Source organism: Microvirga sp. CF3062 (genome assembly GCF_036314045.1).
Lineage (GTDB): Bacteria > Pseudomonadota > Alphaproteobacteria > Rhizobiales > Beijerinckiaceae > Microvirga.
The window spans coordinates 218,248-237,150 of record NZ_JAYGGN010000002.1; the positions used below are offsets into that span (position 1 = coordinate 218,248).

Here is an 18,903-nt window from a genome sequence, read left to right on the forward strand (position 1 = left end):
TCTAGCAGGGGCAAGGCCCCTTCCTCATTCCAGGGGCACATATTGGCCACTCCGCCAGATGAACCATTCGAAGCCGGGTTGCCGCACGTCGCCCTTGGCATCGAAGCTGACCTTCCCAAGAATGGTGTCGAACTCGTTCGAGCGAAGCGCGCTCATTACGGCTTGAGGCTCGGTTGAGCCTGCCTTGGCAACGGCCTGAGCCCAGGCCTGAACGGCGCCGTAGCTGTAGAGCGTGTAGCCTTCAGGTTCGAACCCTTGGTGCCGGAAGCGCTCGATGAGAGAGGCGGCGCCGGGGTTTCGGCGGGGGTCTCGGAAGGAGGTGAATACCGTGCCTTCTCCAGCCTCGCCCGTTACCTGTACGAAGGCTTCGCTCGCGATGCTGTCACCGGACACCAGCTGCAGATTGTAACCCTGCTCGCGGGCATTGCGGATCAAAATGGCTGCTTCCCGGTAGTATCCACCGAAGTAGGCAATCTGGATACCGGCACCCTGCAGCTTTGCGATGAGGAGTGAATAGTCGTTCAAACCTGGCTCAAGCTCCTCGGAGAGTGTCTCTGCGCCCCCATGTTGGCGGAGTTGACGCTGGGTTTCCTCGGTAATCCCTTTGCCATAGATCGAGCCGTCGTTGAGGATGGCGATCTTTGCGTCCCTCCCTCGTTCTGCCAGATAGGCCCCAGCGATTGCGCCCTGCTGGTCATCTCTTCCACAAATGCGAAAGACATTCGCGCGACCCTCTTCCGTCAGTCGTGGATTGGTCGAGGCCGGAGTCATCTGGATGACGCCGGCTCTCTCATAAATACCGGCTGCTGGAATGGAGGCGGCCGAGCATTGGTGCCCAACGACAAAGACTACTTTCTCGGCCACAAGCTTGTGAGCCGCGGCGATCGCTTGGCCGCTGTCGCAAGCATCATCAACAGAAATGAGCCTCAGTTGCTGGCCGAGCAGACCGCCGGCAGCGTTGATGTCTACGATGGCCATCTCCACGCCCTGCTGTTGCTGCTCGCCTTGGTAGGCATTAGGGCCAGTGAGTGCTCCTGCCATGCCGATGAGAATCTCAGCGCCAGCCGAACTGGCCCCCACCACTGCAAAGACAATGGCCGCAGCAAGACGCAACAGTTTCCGTTCCATGGCGATCCTCCCGCCACTTGGCTGCATCAACGTCTTCGGAGCACTTGCCAGAAGAGACTATGCTGACATTATAACAGGCGAACCCTCTCTTTGCTGGTCGTCCGAGCCAGATCAGGTGTCACTGCAGTTTATCGGTTTATGCTCCAAGCCGTATCCTAAACGATGTGACAGCTAGGGTCGATTCATGAATAGCGCTGACAATGGCCATAGCGGGACTATAAGGGAATACATCACAGGGATGTGCAGCCAACGTCTGCCGGCATCAAAGTTGCATGCTCCGAGATGATTACGAAAGCCTCTATGAGAGACGCGCATAGGCCAGTTTATCAGCAGAGCTAAAGCAGCGCTGGATTTTAAAGCCGAACTGTTGACATTGTTACAATCAATGTTGATGGATGGAGGGGAGCCACCTCCCTGAAGCACTCTTCCTCCGATTCCAGCCAAAGTCACCATCATGAGCCGGATCCTGAACCTAGCCCACCTCTCAGATTTGCACCCCAGCATAGCCCGGCCACATTATCATCGTGCAGAACTCCGGGCTGGCATTCTCCACGTCGGCGTCGGCAACTTCCATCGCGCTCATCAGGCCGTGTATCTGGATGATCTGTTCAATGCCGGCAAAGACCTTGATTGGGCTCTCGTCGGCGCGGGCATTCGCGCTGGTGATAGAGCGATGCGGCAAGCGCTCGAGCCTCAGGACTGGCTCACTACCGTGGTGGAGCTTGAGCCCGGAGCCAACCATGCCCGGGTGACTGGTGCGATGGTCGACTTCGTTCCTATTGGAGAAGATGGCCGCGCGATTGTCCAAGCCCTCAATGATCCTGCGCTGCGGATCGTGTCTCTCACCATCACAGAGGGAGGCTACTGCATCGATCCGGGCACAGGGGCCTTCAATCCCGAGCACCCGGACATCGTGCATGATGCCGCTCACTTGCAGACGCCCAGGAGTGTGTTTGGTGTCATCCTAGCGGCCCTCAAGCGCCGGAGGGATGAGGGACTTGCGCCCTTTACCATCATGTCGTGCGACAACATTCCTCATAATGGGAGGGTCGCGAGGGAGGCCGTTGCTGGCCTTGCGGATCTGATTGACCCGTCTCTTGCAGCTTATGTTCGGGAGCAGGTGGCCTTTCCCAACAGCATGGTCGACCGCATCACACCAGCAACCACGGACAGGGAGCGCGCCGCCTTAGCCGAGCGCTTCGGCGTGCAGGACAACTGGCCCGTTTTCTGCGAGCCGTTTCGTCAATGGGTGATCGAGGACCATTTCCCCTCCGGACGTCCGGCTCTGGAGGAGGTTGGTGTCACCTTCACGCCTCACGTAGCGGCGTTCGAGCTGATGAAGCTGCGCATTCTCAATGGCGGGCATGCGGCCATCGCCTATCCGGCTGGGCTTCTGGGCATTCATTTCGTCCATGAGGCCATGGAGGATCCGCTGGTGCGTGGCTTCCTCGACAAGCTGGAGATGGAGGAGATCATCCCCTGCGTGCCTCCTGTGCCGGGTGTCGATCTCCAGGATTACTACCGGCTGATCGCCCGCCGCTTCAGCAATCCCGATGTAGGGGACACAATCCCGCGTCTCGCCCAGGACGGCTCCAACCGACAGCCCAAGTTTATCCTTCCCTCGACACGTGACCGACTGAAGGTTGGCGGTGATGTCACAGGGTTGGCCCTCGTATCTGCGCTCTGGTGCCGGTACTGCGCAGGTCTGGACGATCAGGGCCAACCGTTTTCTCTTGACGATCCGAATGCCAGCCGTCTGCAACCGGCCGCATTGGCTGCAAGAGACGATGCGCCCGCCTTCCTGAACCTGAGAGACATCTTCGGCGATGTTTCCGAAAGCCCGGTCTTCCGGTCCCGGTTCGCGGCCGCATTGAGCGGACTCTGGCGCGAAGGCACTCGCGCAACCCTGCAACGCTATCTAAGCGGGCTGGTCTAAGGCCATCCGGCATCCATTGGGAGCAGGTTGCTCTCAATGGATGAGATCACCCACGACATTCTCGTCCTGTAGCCGGAGTTCCTCAAGGAGCCGTGGCGTCAGATTCGACGTGCGATTGTGCGACAGGCATTTCGTCTGCGTGAGACGGACACAGGTTCGCCGCCTGTAAAAGCCCGTGCCCGTAGGTTTGGTCACGGCCCGGCTTGCCTAAATCCAATGCGTTGCTATCGAGAGCAGCCTCGAGGTCAGCCGGGTTCAGGGTTGTGTCGGAAGCGTGCAGGATTGCGGCAGCGGCGGAGATGAAGGGCACGGCATAGGATGTGCCGCTTTTCGTCGTGCCGCCTCCACCCGGCGCGGCAACCCACAGGTCCACTCCGGGCGCCGCAAGGTCGATGTAATCGCCCTGAGTCGCACGGCGATAGACATCGCGCTTATTGTCGACGGCCGTGACGGCGATCACGCCTGGATAAGCGGCGGGATAGGATGGCTCGGCGCCTGCACCATTGTTTCCGGCTGCGGCTATGATGGTCATGCCCTTTGCTTGGGCCGAGGCAATAGCCCGCTTGAGCACTTCGTTGGGAGGTCCGGACAGGCTCATGTTGACGACGCGTACTTTTCTCTCCGCCAGTGCCTCCAGGGCCATGACGAGCGTCGTCACGTCCGTTCGATCCGCCGTTCCGCCATCGCGATAGAAGGCATCCACCGCCAGAATGCGTGCTTCGGGCAGAAGACCTGGAGCGCTGCTTCCACTCCGACCCACGAGAAGAGCCGCGATAGCGGTGCCGTGGTCGCGCTGAGAAGGATCGCCGTGAAGTTGCAGTCCGGAAACAATCTCAATTGACTGGCCCCGCAGAGCCTCGTGCTCGCGGTCGATGCCCGTATCAATGAGGCCGATTGTCGGAACTGGACCGCATTGCTTGGTGGCCGGCAGGTTCCAGCCAACCAGGGAGACCGCCTCGCAGCTGACCCCAGTGCAGCCCGAAGCTCCATCCGTATAGTAAAAGTGATCATAATCGGCGATAGCCGCCGCATCGGCTACGCGCACGGCGCGCTGTGCCTGAGCAAGAGACATGCCACGGGGCGGGACAAGACGCACTACGCTCGCGAGGGTGCCCTTGGTCTGCCTGTCAGCTTGAAATCCTCGCGCCCTCAGGCGCGTGAGGCTCTCCGAAGTGAGTCCGACAGCCACGATTGAGCGCGATGCCTGCTTGGGTTTAGGCAGGTTTTGATCCGCAGCCGCACCTGTTGCCTGGACGCGTGCTCGAAGTGGAGGGCTAGGGGGCTTTGCAGAGGTTGCCGCGGCCTTGCTGGGATTGGGGTCAGCTTTGCCTGGTCGCGCCGCTTTCTGCGATGAGGTTGCGTTGGATTTCGCGGATCGAGCAGAATTATCTTTTGGAGTGCCCCTGGGAGCCAAGGCTCTCTCGATGGCTTTGACAGGAGCTGCTGCAATGGGGCGAAGGCTGTTGGTGATCGCCCCTAAAAATCCTGGCATCCCTGCAGGTGTCGGGGAGCGCGAAGCGCGGCTGTTTTGAGAGGTATTCCCCGTATTCCGGCCTGAGGAATTTCCTTGCGTAGATGAATCTCCTCGGCCTGACGTCCCTCCGGCGTTTGACGATCCCTCTTGGCCTGAGGATTTGCCTTGACCGGCCCCTTCATTCCCGGCCCCTCTGCCGTTGCCGTTGCCGTTGCCGTTGCCGTTGCCGTTGCCGTTGCCGTTGCCGTTGCCGTTGCCGTTGCCGTTGCCGTTGCCGTTGCCGTTGCCGGAGGAGCTATTGTTTCCAGCAGAGTTTCCGGCGCCCCCGGCATTGCCATTTGCGCTGCCGCTGCCATTGTTGCCAGAATCTCCTCGACCTCCTGTGTTTCCACTGTTGCCGCGATCCCCTGCGTTCCCGCTATTTCCGCGGTCACCCGAATTGCCGCCATTTCCTCGGTCGCCTGCATTGCCGCTGTTGCCAGAATTTCCTGGAGACCCGCCGTCACCTCTTCCGCCCCCGTTCCCGCCGCCATTGCCACCGTTTCCGTTGCCCCCATTGCCATTCCCACCGTTGTTGCCGGGCTCGGCTATGGCTCGAGCTCCGGTGATGGGTAGGCTCATACCTTCGGCGATCTCAAACTGGATCTTAGCCGGCCAAGCAATGGCAAGACAGGATGCCAATACCAGCAAGGAGCGTCGTTTCGATGTCATCATCCCGGCTCGCCAATGTGCCCTGAACGGGCCCATGTTCCCGCAATGGGCTCTAATGGCCCAGTGAACATAAGATAACGGTCAGAGCGCCAGCTGGTTTCAGAATCCCTCGAAGTCTCTGGGCAGCGGCAGCAAGTTAGTAAGTTGAAGCAGTTGGCTAGAAGTCACTTGGTTTAACAAGCTAGGTAAATGATGTACGTCAATGTAAAGAAGTGAGCAGGTTCAAAATATCACATTCGTATTTATTGGAATTTTATGAATATTCGCCGCCATTCCTGTTCATCGTACGTTCATGAAGATTTTTATGTAAGAACATCGGCATCTGTATCTTTGTTTCTTGGAAACTACTTCGCTGGCAGCGCGTTGTCGGTTGCCGGGTGATAATCCCGAAGCTTTGTTCAGGAGTCAGATCATGTCGAAGAAGATTCTTCTCACCAGCGTTGTTCTCGCTGCTCTTGCCCCTGCGGCGGCCTTTGCACAGTCCGGCGGTGCCGCTGCGGGTGCAGCCACGGGTGCGGTTGGTGGCGCGGTCGTTGGCGGCCCTGTCGGTGCGGCCGTGGGCGGTGTCACGGGTGCGATCGTGGGCGGTATTGCCGACCAGCAGCAGCCGGAATTCCGCCAGTATGTGACCACGCAGAGCGTGCCGTCTTATACCTATAAGGAAGAGGTGCGTGTCGGCGCGACCCTGCCTGAATCCGGTGTGACTTTCCATGAGGTTCCGGCCCAGTACAAGGTGAAGGGCTACCGCTATACGGTGGTGAACAACACCCCCGTGCTTGTCGAGCCCGGCACCCGCAGGATCGTGCAGGTTATCCGCTAACGCTAACTAGGTTTAGTATTGAGCTTGGGGCGGCCTCTGGGCCGCCCTTTTTCATTTTGGTTGGCCAAGCGAACGTCCTCCTCAGCGCCTCGGTGAAGTCGCCTCCTCTTGAGGTTGGAATAAAACGACTAGCTTTCCCGTTATGGTTCTATCAGGTCACGTGGAGCAGGAATGGCAACAGCCATAGGACAGGAACTTGTGGCGCTTCTCCCGAGGCTTCGACGCTTCGCGTTGGTGCTCTGCCGCTCGCAGCCCCTTGCGGATGATCTTGTTCAAGGGGCCTGCGAACGCGCTCTCGCCAACGCGAACACTTGGACGCCGGGCACCCGGTTCGATGCATGGATGTTCCGAATTCTCCGTAATCACTGGATCGACCACCTCAGACGAATGAGAACCGAAGGCATGATGGAAGACGTGGATTCGCAGACGCAGCTGATCGGCGATCCGGGCGAGCAGCCGATCATGAGCAGGCTCGCCTTGGCGGAAGTTCAGCGGGCGATCGATAGCCTGCCGCAGGAACAGCGCGAGGTCCTTGCTTTGGTGTGTGGAGAGGATCTCACGTACCGGGAAGCTGCAGAGGTGCTGCAAATCCCTGTTGGAACGATCATGAGTCGTCTGGCTCGAGCCAGAAAGCGACTGGTCGAAATGACAGCGGCTGCCTGAGGGCACAAGAGATAAGAGTGGAGTAGGAAGATGTCGGAGCTGCATCTCACCGATGAAATCCTGATGGCCTTTGCGGACGGAGAGCTCGATGAGCCCGTGGCTGCAGCCGTCGCCAGAGTCATGGCCCAGGATCCAGCAATAGCAAGGAAGATTGTCGAGTTTCAGCGAAGCCGCCGCCTGACACGTTCATTTTTTGCCAGCAACCTTGCTCCTGATGTCCCAAGTGAGCTTCATGCAGCCATTTCGGCGCAGATTGAGGCCTATGAAGCTACAAGTCAGAGCGGCGATAGACCTACACCCATAGAGACAAGGAACCTAAGGCCAAGCAGACCATATCCCATGAGGATGGCTCTGGCCGCCTCCTTTGCAGCTGTCGCGGTGGCCGCAGGCTATTTGATCGGGCAGCAATCCCAGCCGGAGGCAGGTCGCCTGGCACAGCTGGAAGACCCCCTCGTTCGGCAGGAACTGAGCCGCCTCGGATCTGGTCGTGAGGTCGAACTTCCGATTGGGCGGCTAAGGGTGGTCTCGACATACCGACTCGCAAATGAATCGCTATGCCGAGAGTTCAGGCTTCACTCCACCTCCAGCGCAACCAATGCAGTCGCCTGCCGATCTGATGAATGGAACGTGACCTTTGCTTTGGCAACTCCTGTGAAGGAGGCTGAGTATATGCCAAGCTCGGGCGGTGACCTTGTCGATGCCTATCTTGGCAATCTCGGTGCCGGGAGCCCCCTGGAAGGAGAGGCGGAGGCTAAGGCATTAGCCGAATTCGTACGCTAGTCTGCAGCCTACCTCGGAAGAGGTATGCCGTTTTTTGTAAAGGATCGGAATAAACCTCATGACCGATCCGTTCTCTGTCCTAGCACGCTAGTGATAGAGGATAACCATGCAAGCCGCGTATCATCTGGCTTTAGCCGTGTTCTCCATGGGCATCGTTGCAACGCCCACTACAGCGCCGAATGCCACCCATCAAGCTGGGCCGCCCATGTCAGCGCACCAGCAACACGCTCTTCTTGATGCCACACACAACATTGCCTCGCCCGCCCCGGTGAGAACCAGCCCGCGGCAGGATTTCAATTTGGCCTCTCATTTCAGCCGAGGCGCACTTATCGGAGAGACGCTGTCTGAGGATATCGAACTCCACCTGATACCGCACCATGAAACCTATCGATATGCTCTCGTGAACGACCATCGGGTTATCGTGGACGCGGCCTCGCGCAGGATTGTTTACGTACTTCGTTAGAGTCCATCTCCTAGTTAATGGGAGCATCCCTCTGCTCATGAAAATAGCGGTTTAATCCATGTCATTGCAAAACTTGATAGAAGAGCGGCAAATCCTTCAATTGAAGGAAAAGCCTTCAACGACAGTGTTCCCGATCTGCAGCAATCCACTCTTGCGGATCGGCCTAGAAACTGTTCTGGCCGGCGGAGTATTCAACGTATGGCACGAAGTCATCGACGATATATCAAACTTACCAGAAGCTCTTAATGGGGAGCATTCTCTCTTCATCATTGATGGGCAGAGATACAGCGATGGCGCCGTCGGAATCATCACCCAACTTAAGGCGCTCTTTCCCGATGGAAGAATCGTGATTCTGGCAGAAACGTTCGAGCTTAACGCTGTGTCCGCAGCATGTCAGGCAGGGGCACACGGCTTTTGCCTCTCTAACAGCCAACGCGAGATCCTCGTCGGATCTCTCGAGCTTGTCATGCTTGGTGAGATCGTTCTGCCATCAGCCTTCGTTCTATCCATGACTGGGCCGAATGCCGATCATGCTGCGACTGCGCCGGCAGATGACTTGAGACGATGCGAAGATTATCGAATGCCAGGCCGAAAGCTCTCGGTGCGAGAGGCGCAGATCTTGGATTTCCTAAGGGAAGGAGCGCCGAACAAAGTCATTGCCCGCCAGCTCAACCTGTCCGAGTCGACTGTGAAAGTGCACGTCAAGGCGATCTTGAAGAAAGTTGGTGCCTGCAATCGAACTCAGGCTGCGCTTTGGGCAACACGCCATGTCTCGACGGATGCTGAGGCCTAAGCATCTGCAGGAAGAAGGGCTCTGCAGATCCTTCCGCCGGATTCAATCGGTTCCTGACGGTACTTCGGATCTGGCGAAAGTTTCGTGCCTTTCGGCTATGGCCGCGGCCAATGATCCGTCCAGGCCCAACTCGATAACCATGCGACTCGCTTCACGCATCTCCGCGGCGCGCCGAATGCCGTGCTGCTTCACGCGGGACATCATCACCTTCGCTACATTCTCCCAATCCATGCCTGGATAGGAGGCTTTCAAGCTCGCCAGTACAGCCGGCATAACACCCGCCTTTTCAGATGCGAGCGTGAAGTCCACCATGAGCGCCTCCATGCCCTTGATGACGATGCTGCGGCAGAGCTTCGTGGCAGAGGCCGTTCCGATCTCTGGGCTGACAGGCGTGATCCTCATCCCCAGTTCGTTGAGTCGGGCAGAAACTGTTTCGGCCGTCTCACCGCCGCTCAGGATAGGAACCTCGATCCCGACACCGTTCACGGGAGCCATGACGGCAAACTCGATGAAGGATGCACCTCCCTGGCGAACCTTGTCGGCTACGCTCCGTTTCGTAGCAGGGGAGATTGAATTCAGATCAACATAGGTCTGCTGGGGCTTGAGGTGAGGCGCAGCCTGCAGTGCTACCGTAACGGCGGAGTCCGCTGTAACAGCCGAGATAACGATCTCTGCTGTCCGGCAGGCGTCGGCCGTGCTGTTGGCCGCATGAACCTTGCCAGCTGAGGCGCGCCGCTTCAGCTCGGGGCCTCGGATTGGGTCGTTGAAGAGGATGTCGTAGACGGTCGCGCGAATGCCCGGCTTGGCCGCGAGCTGACGTGAGAAGAGTTGCCCGACTTCCCCATAACCGATGAAGGCGATCTCAAGGCTCATGTGTTCCCACCATCCTTCGACAGGAGAAGGGCTTTGCCCTTACTCCTCATCCTTGTATTCGAGGTAGACGAGACCCGCGTTCGCGAGCGGCTCTCGCATCTTGTAGAGGTCGAGGCCTAGAATGCCAGAAGCGAGTTGCTCGCGCTTTGAGCCCTCATTGGCAACACGCGCTTCACCAGCGATAGCCACGGTTTCGGCTTCCCGTCTCGGCACCACCAGAACGCCGTCGTCGTCGGCGACGACCACATCACCTGGCTTCACCAGCGCGCCCGCGCAGACCACGGGAACGTTGACGGAGCCCAGGGTCGCCTTCACCGCCCCTTTGGCCGAGATGGCGCGAGACCAGACGGGGAAGCCCATCTCGGTCAGGGTCTTCACGTCGCGTACACCGGCGTCGATGACGAGGCCGACCACCCCGCGGGCTTTTAGGGATGTCGCCAGCAGGTCACCGAACATGCCGTCGGTGTTGTCGGTGGTGACTCCTACGACCAGAACGTCGCCCGGCTTGCACTGCTCGACGGCCACATGGATCATCCAGTTGTCGCCTGGCTGCGCCAGCACCGTCACGGCGCTGCCGGCCACCTGGGCACTCGACCAGATCGGCCGCATATAGGGCTTCATGAGCCCTGAGCGGCCCATGGCCTCGTGGGCGGTTGCGACGCCGAGCTCCGCAAGCCGGTCGACGACGTCCTGGCCGATGCGCGGCGTGTTGGTGACGACAACCGGCTTCATGCGAGTTCCTCGACAATCTGTGGGAAGATACGCTGATAGGCTTCGCCATAAGTCATGGCACGTCCGGAGTTGCGCCCGCCCTGCATGCCGCGGTTCAGCGCCACGCGGGTGTAGTATTCCCACAGGTGCTTCTGCGCCGCCAAGATCTCGAAGGCCTTGCGCTTGGTCTCCCACACGTCGTCGATGTTGAGGATCACGTTGGGCTTGTAGTTGCACTGCTCGGGCTGATGCGGCTCGAATAGGAAGACCGGTGGCGCATTGTAGGCCAGGTCCGGGTTGGGCTTGTGCCCGGCCGCTTGGGCGACGATGCGGGCCTCCTGCGCAAAGCGTGTCGCCTCCGGATGATCCACGTTGTAGGGATCCTCCAGGGAATGGGTGAGCACGAAAGAGGGCTTGAGCTTCCGGTAGATATCGACCAGACGATCCAGCATCTCAGGAGTGGTGTGGAGCGGGTAATCACCCGCATCGAAGAACTCGATCTCAGCGCCGAGCGTTTCGGCGGCGCGCTCAGCCTCCTCGCGCCGCTGCGCCTTGACCTCGGCCAGCGAGACTTCGCCCTTCTTCCAGGCCCATTGGCTTTCGCCGCGCTCGCCGAACGAGAGGCAGACGATCTTCATGCGATAGCCTTTCTTCGCATGAAGGGCGATGGCGCCGCCTGCGCGCCATACGAAGTCGCCAGGATGGGCGGTGACGACAAGTCCGGTCTTTCCAGTCATCATAGAGGCCTCAAAAGGAGGTGTTGAAAGAAGCTAAGCAGCGTCGCGGTCGGCTTCAGAAGACAGCGCAAGCGACTCATGCGCAAAAACATGACCTTCGAAGAGCAGGCGGGCGGTGCGGAGAAGACCGGCCTTCTCGACGACGGGGTTCTCCTCAGTGCCCCCGACCTCGATCACCACGCTGAACTCGCCGGTAGGATGTTCGACCGAGAGGGTCTTCTCGCGTCCCGGAGGGATCTGGGCCATCCGCGATGCGGGAGAGCCCGGCAACACGCAGGCTGTTGCAACCGTCACGGCAGCAAAGACGCCGATCGATGCATGGCATTCGTGAGGGATGAAGCTGCGCGTACAGACATGGCCGCCGGCAGCGGGAGGCGCCACCAGGGTCATTTTCGGGACAACCTTGGACGAGACATCGCCGAGCCCCATGAGCTTGCCGGCCTCCAGGCGGATCTCCTCCAGGCGGGCCTTCAGCTCCGTGTCCTTGTCGAGCACATCGCGCAGTTCATATCCCGTGCGCCCGACGGCGGAAGCCTCAAGCACAACAACCGGCATGCCGTTGTCAATCAAGGTCACGTCTACACCCGCGACGCGATCCACCACGTTGCCGGTCGGCAGCAGGGAGCCGCAGACGGAGCCGGCAGCATCAAGGAATTCGACTGCGATGGGCGCTGCGGTGCCCGGCACACCGTCGATGCGAGCATCGCCGCCATAGATCACATGACCGTCACGCGTCTGCACCGTCAGCTCTGCGATCGTTCCCGTGTTGACGGTATGCACCCGCACCCGTGTCACGGGATCAACAGCCTTCACGAGGCCGCGCTCGATGGCGAAAGGCGCGACGCCCGCAAGAATGTTGCCGCAATTAGGCGTGACATCCACCTTCGGCTTGTCGATGCCGACCTGCCCAAACAAGAAGTCGATATCGCAGTCGGGGTGCTTGGATTTGGACACGATGGCGATCTTGCTCGTCAGAGGGTGAGCGCCACCGATGCCGTCGATCTGGCGCGGATCGGGCGATCCCATGACCGACAGGAGCAGCGCATCGCGCCGCGCCGGATCGGACGGAAGATCGTCAGCCAGGAAATAGGCGCCCTTGGAGGTGCCACCCCGAAGGATCATGCAAGGAATGCGAGGCTGAATGGTCCTTCTCCCCTGATGTGACAAATGAAGTTCGGGGAGGGTGCATCAGGGGGCTTTATGCAGCAAATGGTTTGTTTATGGCTTTTGATGAATTTTTTTCACGCTCTGTGCAGGCTTCTTGGCTGTGCGCTTGAGAGGGGTGCGCTCTTCGCCAGTGAAGATCTCAACGACAATCTTGCGAAGCTCGTCGGCAAGCGGGGATAGCGGCGTTCCCCGCCGTGAAACGATGCCGAGTTGGCGGGTGATGCTCGGGTTGCGCAAGGGCACCAGCCTGAGGCCGCGCTCATCGACGGAGTCGAAGGCCCGGCTGGGGATCACGGTCAGGGCGACCCCGGCCTTGACCAGGGCGACAGCCGTCTGGATGTGCTGGACCTCGAAACGCCAGGTCAGGCCTTCCCGGCGGCTCCCCAGAGCATCGTCGATGATCATGCGGTTACCAGTCTGCGGGCTGATCCTGATTAAGGGCTCTTCCGTGAGATCGGACCAGCTCACGGTAGGTTGGGAGGCCAGGGGGTGATCCTCCGGGCAGACGAGGGTGAAGGGGTCCTTGATCAGCATCTCAATGTCGAAGTCCCATCGATGGGCGGCGACCAGGGTGATGCCGAAGGCGATGGTGCCATCCTGAACCAGATTGCTGATCTCGGTGGCGGAGTTGTCGTAGATCCGCAGCACAACGTCAGGATGCCTCTCTTGGAAGCGGCGCAGGGCAAAAGGAAGGCGCCCGGACGCGATGGTGGGCAGACATCCGATGGACAGGGTCTCCTGACGGCTGCGCCCCTCGTCACGGAGAGCATCCAGGGATACCGACAGGCTTTCGATGGTGGCTTTCACCTTGGGCAGCAGATTGAGGCCGGCCTGGGTCAGCGATACCTCTCGCGTGGTCCGGGACAGGAGCTTCACCCCGAGATCCTCCTCCAGCTTACGGATCCTGTGACTGAGCGCTGTCTGCGACAGGTTGAGATGAGCCGCCGCCAGTTGGAAGCTGCCGCGTTCCGCGATGGCCACAAAGGCGTGAAGGCCGAGGAAGTCGATACGCATGGAGGCTCCAAGGGAGGAGAGCTGCCGCTATATATGAAGCATATTCATCAATTGCCAAAAATAAACCATTTGCTTCATTGCAGTCCTGTCGCGTTTCCTGAGAGTCATCAATTTCATGATGAGGGCCGATCAGACGAATGACGTCAGTGCCTACGATCCCGCCGCCGCATCCCGACCCGCGGGTCCCCTCGTTCAAGCTTCCACCCGGAAGCTGCGACACGCATTGCCATATCTTCGGACCTGACCGCCTCTATCCTTATGTCCCGGAGCGGCCCTACACGCCGCCGGATGCACCGCTGGAGATGTTTCGCGCTCTGCACGATCGTCTCGGAGTCGAGCGGGCAGTGATCGTCAATGCCACACCGCATGGACGCGACAACCGGGTCGTCACCGATGCCATTGCGCAAAGCGGCGGACGGTACAAAGGCATCGCCAATGTCGATGAGACGTTTGAGGACCGGCAATTGAGGGATCTGGCGGAGGCCGGAATCGAAGGGTGCCGTTTCACCTTCCTGCCGCGGCTCGGAAGGATGCCCGACATGAGCGTCTTCGACCGGGTCGTCGAGCGTATCGCGGGTCTTGGGTGGCATGTCGATCTTTATCTCCCGGCAACTCTTATCCCCGAGTTCCGTCCCCGACTGATGAGCCTTCCGGTGCCCTATGTGATCGACCACATGGGTGTGGTCGATGCGAGCCAGGGACTCGAGCAGCCCGGGTTCGTCGCCCTGCTTGATCTCCTGCGGGATGACGAGAAGTGCTGGGTGAAGGTCTCCTGTCCGGAGCGGATTTCGCGTGCAGGCCCGCCGTTCCACGACGTGGCCCCCTTCGGTCACGCTCTGGTCGAGGCCGCGCCGGACCGTGTTCTGTGGGGAACAGACTGGCCCCATCCGAACGTGCCCGTCATGCCGGACGACGGCGATCTGGTCGATCTGGTGCCGCTTTATGCGCCGGATGCTGCCACCCGGCAGAAGCTTCTCGTCGACAACCCGGCGCGTCTGTTCCGCTTCGGGCAGTGACACAACAAGATCAAAAGCTAAAGAGGGAACGCACGCATGTTCGCAACGACCACCAGACGATCCATGCTGCTGGGACTGGCAATGGCAGCGGGTTTGACCTTGCCCGGTCCCGCGTCCTCGCAGGCGGATTATCCCACACGCCCGGTCAAGATCATTGTGCCGTTCGGCGCTGGCGGCGTGGCTGACGTCACGATCCGCATCGTCGCCGAGAAGCTCAGCGAGAAGATGGGGCAGCGGTTCGTCGTCGAGAATATGCCGGGCGCCGGCGGCATTACGGCTGCGCGTGCGGCCCTGTCGAGCGCGCCCGATGGGCAGACGCTGGCAATGCTCACCAACGGAACGGCCGTGAGCGTGCCGCTCTTCGCCAACCTGCCGTTCGATCCGCTCACCGATTTCGTCCCGATCTCCACCCTTGGCACCTTCGACTTCCTCTTCGTGGTGAACGCGAATTCCGAGTACAAGTCCTTCAAGGACCTGATCCAGGCTGCCAAGGACAAGCCAGGGACGCTGAATGTTGCGACCATTGCGGTCGGGAGCACGCAGCATCTCACCTCCGTCCTGTTCAAGGGCGAGGCAGGCGTCGATTTCCGGCACGTCCCGTTCCGCAACACGCCGGACGCAATTGTGTCGCTGATCCGGAATGACACGCATCTCCTGATCGACTCCCAGGCTGCATTGAAATCGGCCCTGGAGGGGCAGCAGGTGAGGGCGCTGGCGACATCGGGTCCGCGCCGCTCGGCGGCACTGCCTGATGTTCCATCCGTTCAGGAGACTGGCATCTCTGGCTTTGACGTCACATCCTGGAATGCTCTCTTTGCACCGAAGGGCACTCCGGAACCGATCATTCAGAAGCTGAACGCTAGCCTGAAGGAGATCCTTACGGCTCCTGAAATCAAGTCGCGGCTGCTGGAGCTCGGAATCGAAGCGCGCAGCGAGACGCCTGTGGAACTCAAGGAGCGACTCCGGGCCGACATCGAAAAGTGGCGGGCGGTGATTGAGAAGGCAGGCATTCCGAAGCAATGAGGAGAGGCCTCTGATCACTGTCCTCCCCAGCCACACCGAGGAGTGCAGCAATGACGGCAACGAACGAGCATCCGACGATCCTCCTTCTGCCAGGCCTCCTCTGCGATGCGAGTGTCTGGACGGCGCAGATCGAGGCCCTACGCCCCCATGCACATGTTCTCGTCGCTGATTTCTCGCAGCACGACTCCCTTGGGGCCATGGCCCGTTCCGCGCTGGCGATGGTAGAGGGGCCGGTCATCGCCATAGGTCATTCCATGGGCGCCCGGGTCGGCATGGAGATGGTCCACCTCGCGCCTGAGCGCATCGTGAAGCTCGCCCTCATCGATACTGGCGTCGACTCCCGCCGGGAAGGCGAGGAGGCCAAGCGGCAGGTGCTGGTGGATCTGGCATATGCAGAGGGCATGGGAGCTCTCGCCGACCGATGGCTCCCGCCCATGGTCCATGCGGACCGGGCGGAGGATAAGGCGCTTCTTGCCCCTCTCAAAAAGATGGTCATGCGGGCAACGCCCGAGCAGCACCAGCGACAGATCCGGGCGCTCCTCAACCGCCCCAATCTGATGCCCCGTCTGGCTGGCATCGCTTGCCCGACCCTGGTCATGGTTGGACGCCAGGATCGGTGGAGTCCGCTCGCACAGCACGAGGAGATGGCTGCTAGGATCCCAAATGCGGAACTCGTGGTGATCGAGGACAGCGGCCACATGACCCTGCTCGAGCAGCCGGAGCAAGTGTCGAACGTCCTGTTGCGCTGGCTGGGCGTTGGGACCAAGCTTGCGGGCACGCACACCGGCGCAGCGATGGAGAGGTGACACCATGGAAGAGAAGCCAGGACAGGATCGCATTCCCGACACACCGCTCTTCGACCGCAAGCGTTCGTTGGGCGGATACCGCATCAACAAGATGGCGATGGGTCTGAGCAAGCCTGAAAACCGCGAGTCCTTCAAGCAGGACGAGAACGCCTATCTCGACCGCTTCGGCCTGACACCGGAGGAGAAGGAAGCCGTCATGACGCGCAACTGGCGTGAGATGGTGCGGCTTGGCGGAAATCTCTTCTTCATCCTCAAGATCTCCGCCGTCGATCCTGTCCGCATCACCGAGATCGGTGCCCATCAGGCGGGGATGGAGCACGATGATTTTCTGCGCAACCGTTTAGGGAAGAAAGTATAATGGCGAAGCTCATCGGAGGATTAGGGACGTCCCACGTTCCCTCGATCGGCGCAGCGATTGACAAAGGCTTGCGTGACACGCCGGATTGGAAGCCGTTCTTCGACGGATACATTCCAGGGCAGGAATGGGTGAAGGAGCATAAGCCTGACGTGGCGGTCGTGATCTTCAACGACCACGGCAACTCCTTCTTCCTCGACAAGGTGCCAACCTTCGCCGTGGGCTGCGCCGAGGAATACCGCCCGATCGACGAGGGCTGGGGACCTCGAGCCATTCCGCCTTTCAGGGGTGCGGTCGATTTCTCCTGGCATTTCATCGATACCCTGATCGAGAACCGGTTCGACCCGATGATCTGCCAGGAGATCGAGGTGGATCACGGCATTCAGGTTCCTATGGAATTGTTCTGGGGCCGCCCCGCCGAATGGCCGGTGCGGGTGGTGCCGATCTTCGTCAACGTGATCCAATATCCTATCCCGCTTCCGAGCCGCTGTTACGAGATGGGGCGCGTTCTGCGGCAGGCCATCGAGAGCTATCCCGGCGACGAACGCTTCGTTGTTCTCGGCACCGGCGGCTTGTCCCACCAGCTCCAGGGGGCTCGTGCGGGTTTCGTGAATCCAAAGGCAGACCAAGCCTTCCTGAATGACATCGCGACCGATCCCGACAAGCTCGCGAGCATGTCCCGCGAGCAATACGTGGAGATGTTCGGCAGCGAAGGCGCGGAACTGATGATGTGGCTCGTCATGCGCGGGGCAATGGATGCTGATGTGGTGGTGCGTCACAAGCACTACTTCGTGCCCGCTTCCATGACGGGGGCCGGCATGATCGTGATGGAGAACAAGGCACCGGCTTCTCCAGCGGTGGCGGCATAGCGTCATGTACTGGCTCATGATCTGCCGCCACAAGCCGGGCATGTCGGAACTGCGCGAGCAGCACCGGGATGCGCACCGCCAGCACGTCGCTACGGGCGGGGGCGGCCTCGCCAGGGTGCTGATCGGCAGCGCTCTGACGGAGGACGACGCGCAGAGCCCGATGGGGAATTTCGGGATCCTGGAGGCCCCCACGCGGGAGGCTGCTCAGGCTTTTGCGCAGAACGATCCATTCGCTCGCGCGGGCCTCGTCGAATTGATCGAGATCACAGCCCTGGCCTCACGGTTCCAGGCCCATCGCATTGATCCCATGACCGCTTGAGGAAGAGGAGCGGCCGCCCCGCATATATGAATTTCTTTAAGCAATGCCGCCGAAGAATTAATTTGTTTCAGGAGTCGTTTGATGGCGTCTTATGGGCACGACTGCTCAGCATGAACTGAGCGGTGCCCTGGGAGGAGACTTCGCATGACAAACGGCATGTTCAGAGGAACTGTCCGCTCCAGCATCACCCGCCGCCATGTTCTGATGGGAGCGGCAGCCTGGACGACCGCCGTTACGCTGTCCACACGCGCTCCGGCACAGACTTATCCGAGCCAGAACATTATTCTGGTCGTGCCTTTCACACCTGGCGGATCGACAGACATCTTGGCCCGTCTGCTCGGACAAAGGCTTGAGACAGCACTCAAGAATCCGGTGATCGTGGAGTCCCGTCCGGGTGCCGGGGGGTCGGTGGGCGTAGCCTCCGTTGCCCGTTCTCCTGCGGATGGGCACATGCTCGTGATGGGCCATATCGGCACCTTTGCGGTCAACCCGGCGCTTTACCCAAAGCTGCAATATGACCCGATGAAGAGCTTCGAGCCCGTGAGCGGTATTGCGAATGTGCACAACATGCTCGTCGTTCACCCGGATGTGCCGGCCAAGACGCTCCAGGAGTTGATCGAGTACGCCAAGCAGAACCCTGGAAAGTTGAATTATGCTTCGGGTGGTATCGGAAGTGCAGCCCACATCGCCATGGTGGCGCTTGCCGATCGTGCCGGCATCTCCATGACCCATGTCCCCTACCGGGGCACCGCGCCTGCCGTGACGGATCTGCTTGGAGGACGTGTGCAACTCACATTCACTGGTGCTCCCAACCTGCTCCAGCATGTAGAGGCCGGTACGATGCGGGCTCTTGCGGTTTCCGGTCTCTCACGCCTCAAGGGAGCATCCACTATCCCAACCGTTGCTGAGTCGGGCTATCCAGGCTTCGAGGCATCGCAATGGTACGGCATCCTGGTTCCGGCCGGTACGCCCAAAGCGGTGGTGGATCGTCTCAACACCGAAATCAGAACAGCCATGGCTGCTCCGGAGATCGCAGAGCGGTTGTCGCTGGAAGGTGCCGAGGTCTGGACCAATTCGCCGGATGAGTTCCGCAACCATATCGCCACGGAAATGGTGCGCTGGGGTGATCTCGTGAAGCGCACCGGAATTAAGCCAGAATGAGCTGAGGAGCGCCCTGAAGGCGCTCCTTACCTCCGCTCCTGTGAAGAGGCCGCAAGTGTCTTGGCAGGAAGGCTGAGGGAACAC

Annotated in this window: 21 protein-coding genes; 14 read left to right on the forward strand and 7 right to left on the reverse strand. The window is 60.1% G+C overall.

The annotated features are described in order from the left end of the window. Positions 1-24 precede the first annotated feature (24 nt). Positions 25-1,128 (reverse strand): branched-chain amino acid ABC transporter substrate-binding protein, encoded by a 1,104-nt coding sequence (locus tag VB618_RS04495; RefSeq protein WP_329795353.1) that lies wholly within the window; start codon positions 1,126-1,128, stop codon positions 25-27. Between the two features lie 454 nt (positions 1,129-1,582). Between VB618_RS04495 and VB618_RS04500 the strand changes: the two genes are divergently transcribed. Continuing rightward, positions 1,583-3,064 carry a mannitol dehydrogenase family protein gene (locus VB618_RS04500; protein ID WP_329795354.1) on the forward strand — a complete coding sequence of 494 codons (1,482 nt, stop codon included), beginning with the start codon at positions 1,583-1,585 and terminating at the stop codon, positions 3,062-3,064. 82 nt (positions 3,065-3,146) lie between these two features. Here VB618_RS04500 and VB618_RS04505 read toward each other — a convergent pair whose 3' ends face one another. Next, complete coding sequence (locus tag VB618_RS04505) at positions 3,147-4,253, reverse strand: S8 family serine peptidase (protein WP_329795355.1); 1,107 nt, start codon at positions 4,251-4,253, stop codon at positions 3,147-3,149. Between the two features lie 450 nt (positions 4,254-4,703). Between VB618_RS04505 and VB618_RS04510 the strand changes: the two genes are divergently transcribed. The 6 genes from VB618_RS04510 (at position 4,704) to VB618_RS04530 (ending at position 8,768) form a co-directional block, all read left to right on the forward strand. After that, complete coding sequence (locus VB618_RS04510; RefSeq protein ID WP_329795356.1) at positions 4,704-5,153, forward strand: hypothetical protein; 450 nt, start codon at positions 4,704-4,706, stop codon at positions 5,151-5,153. A gap of 508 nt (positions 5,154-5,661) precedes the next feature. Beyond that, positions 5,662-6,069, forward strand: coding sequence for a DUF1236 domain-containing protein (locus VB618_RS04515; RefSeq protein WP_329795357.1), 408 nt, complete (start codon positions 5,662-5,664; stop codon positions 6,067-6,069). 171 nt (positions 6,070-6,240) lie between these two features. Then, positions 6,241-6,732 (forward strand): RNA polymerase sigma factor, encoded by a 492-nt coding sequence (locus VB618_RS04520; RefSeq protein WP_329795358.1) that lies wholly within the window; start codon positions 6,241-6,243, stop codon positions 6,730-6,732. A gap of 30 nt (positions 6,733-6,762) precedes the next feature. Next, positions 6,763-7,512, forward strand: coding sequence for a hypothetical protein (locus tag VB618_RS04525; RefSeq protein WP_329795359.1), 750 nt, complete (start codon positions 6,763-6,765; stop codon positions 7,510-7,512). 205 nt (positions 7,513-7,717) lie between these two features. Continuing rightward, entirely contained in the window at positions 7,718-7,975 is a 258-nt protein-coding gene (locus tag VB618_RS19770) for a DUF1236 domain-containing protein (protein WP_442931692.1), read from the forward strand. A 58-nt stretch (positions 7,976-8,033) separates the two neighbouring features. After that, the gene (locus VB618_RS04530) at positions 8,034-8,768 is read left to right on the forward strand and encodes a response regulator transcription factor (protein WP_329795360.1); all 735 of its coding nucleotides are present in this window, start codon (positions 8,034-8,036) and stop codon (positions 8,766-8,768) included. Between the two features lie 42 nt (positions 8,769-8,810). Here VB618_RS04530 and VB618_RS04535 read toward each other — a convergent pair whose 3' ends face one another. The 5 genes from VB618_RS04535 to VB618_RS04555 all read right to left on the reverse strand — a co-directional run bounded on the left by VB618_RS04535 (position 8,811) and on the right by VB618_RS04555 (position 13,270). Further along, positions 8,811-9,641 carry a DUF1932 domain-containing protein gene (locus VB618_RS04535; protein ID WP_329795361.1) on the reverse strand — a complete coding sequence of 277 codons (831 nt, stop codon included), beginning with the start codon at positions 9,639-9,641 and terminating at the stop codon, positions 8,811-8,813. 39 nt (positions 9,642-9,680) lie between these two features. After that, positions 9,681-10,373, reverse strand: a complete 693-nt coding sequence (locus VB618_RS04540) for a 4-carboxy-4-hydroxy-2-oxoadipate aldolase/oxaloacetate decarboxylase (RefSeq protein ID WP_329795362.1) — start codon at positions 10,371-10,373, stop codon at positions 9,681-9,683. After that, positions 10,370-11,089 carry a PIG-L deacetylase family protein gene (locus tag VB618_RS04545; RefSeq protein ID WP_329795691.1) on the reverse strand — a complete coding sequence of 240 codons (720 nt, stop codon included), beginning with the start codon at positions 11,087-11,089 and terminating at the stop codon, positions 10,370-10,372. Before VB618_RS04545 ends, VB618_RS04540 begins: the two co-directional genes overlap by 4 nt. A 33-nt stretch (positions 11,090-11,122) precedes the next feature. Further along, on the reverse strand, positions 11,123-12,211 hold the full coding sequence (locus VB618_RS04550) for a 4-oxalomesaconate tautomerase (RefSeq protein ID WP_442931644.1): 1,089 nt from the start codon (positions 12,209-12,211) through the stop codon (positions 11,123-11,125). 96 nt (positions 12,212-12,307) lie between these two features. Further along, positions 12,308-13,270, reverse strand: a complete 963-nt coding sequence (locus VB618_RS04555; RefSeq protein ID WP_329795363.1) for a LysR family transcriptional regulator — start codon at positions 13,268-13,270, stop codon at positions 12,308-12,310. A 137-nt stretch (positions 13,271-13,407) separates the two neighbouring features. Between VB618_RS04555 and VB618_RS04560 the strand changes: the two genes are divergently transcribed. The 7 genes from VB618_RS04560 to VB618_RS04590 all read left to right on the forward strand — a co-directional run bounded on the left by VB618_RS04560 (position 13,408) and on the right by VB618_RS04590 (position 18,819). Beyond that, positions 13,408-14,286 carry an amidohydrolase family protein gene (locus tag VB618_RS04560; RefSeq protein ID WP_329795364.1) on the forward strand — a complete coding sequence of 293 codons (879 nt, stop codon included), beginning with the start codon at positions 13,408-13,410 and terminating at the stop codon, positions 14,284-14,286. A gap of 36 nt (positions 14,287-14,322) precedes the next feature. Further along, a complete protein-coding gene (locus tag VB618_RS04565) occupies positions 14,323-15,309 on the forward strand; it encodes a Bug family tripartite tricarboxylate transporter substrate binding protein (RefSeq protein ID WP_329795365.1) in 987 nt (328 codons plus the stop codon). A 50-nt stretch (positions 15,310-15,359) separates the two neighbouring features. After that, positions 15,360-16,115, forward strand: a complete 756-nt coding sequence (locus VB618_RS04570) for an alpha/beta fold hydrolase (RefSeq protein WP_329795366.1) — start codon at positions 15,360-15,362, stop codon at positions 16,113-16,115. A gap of 4 nt (positions 16,116-16,119) precedes the next feature. Then, positions 16,120-16,473: an extradiol ring-cleavage dioxygenase gene (locus tag VB618_RS04575; protein WP_329795367.1), complete on the forward strand. Its 354-nt coding sequence runs from the start codon at positions 16,120-16,122 to the stop codon at positions 16,471-16,473. Continuing rightward, positions 16,473-17,339, forward strand: coding sequence for a class III extradiol dioxygenase family protein (locus VB618_RS04580; RefSeq protein WP_329795368.1), 867 nt, complete (start codon positions 16,473-16,475; stop codon positions 17,337-17,339). Before VB618_RS04575 ends, VB618_RS04580 begins: the two co-directional genes overlap by 1 nt. Positions 17,340-17,343: 4 nt before the next feature. Beyond that, positions 17,344-17,658: a YciI family protein gene (locus VB618_RS04585; RefSeq protein WP_329795369.1), complete on the forward strand. Its 315-nt coding sequence runs from the start codon at positions 17,344-17,346 to the stop codon at positions 17,656-17,658. A 144-nt stretch (positions 17,659-17,802) separates the two neighbouring features. Next, positions 17,803-18,819: a Bug family tripartite tricarboxylate transporter substrate binding protein gene (locus VB618_RS04590; protein ID WP_329795370.1), complete on the forward strand. Its 1,017-nt coding sequence runs from the start codon at positions 17,803-17,805 to the stop codon at positions 18,817-18,819. Positions 18,820-18,903 lie beyond the last annotated feature (84 nt).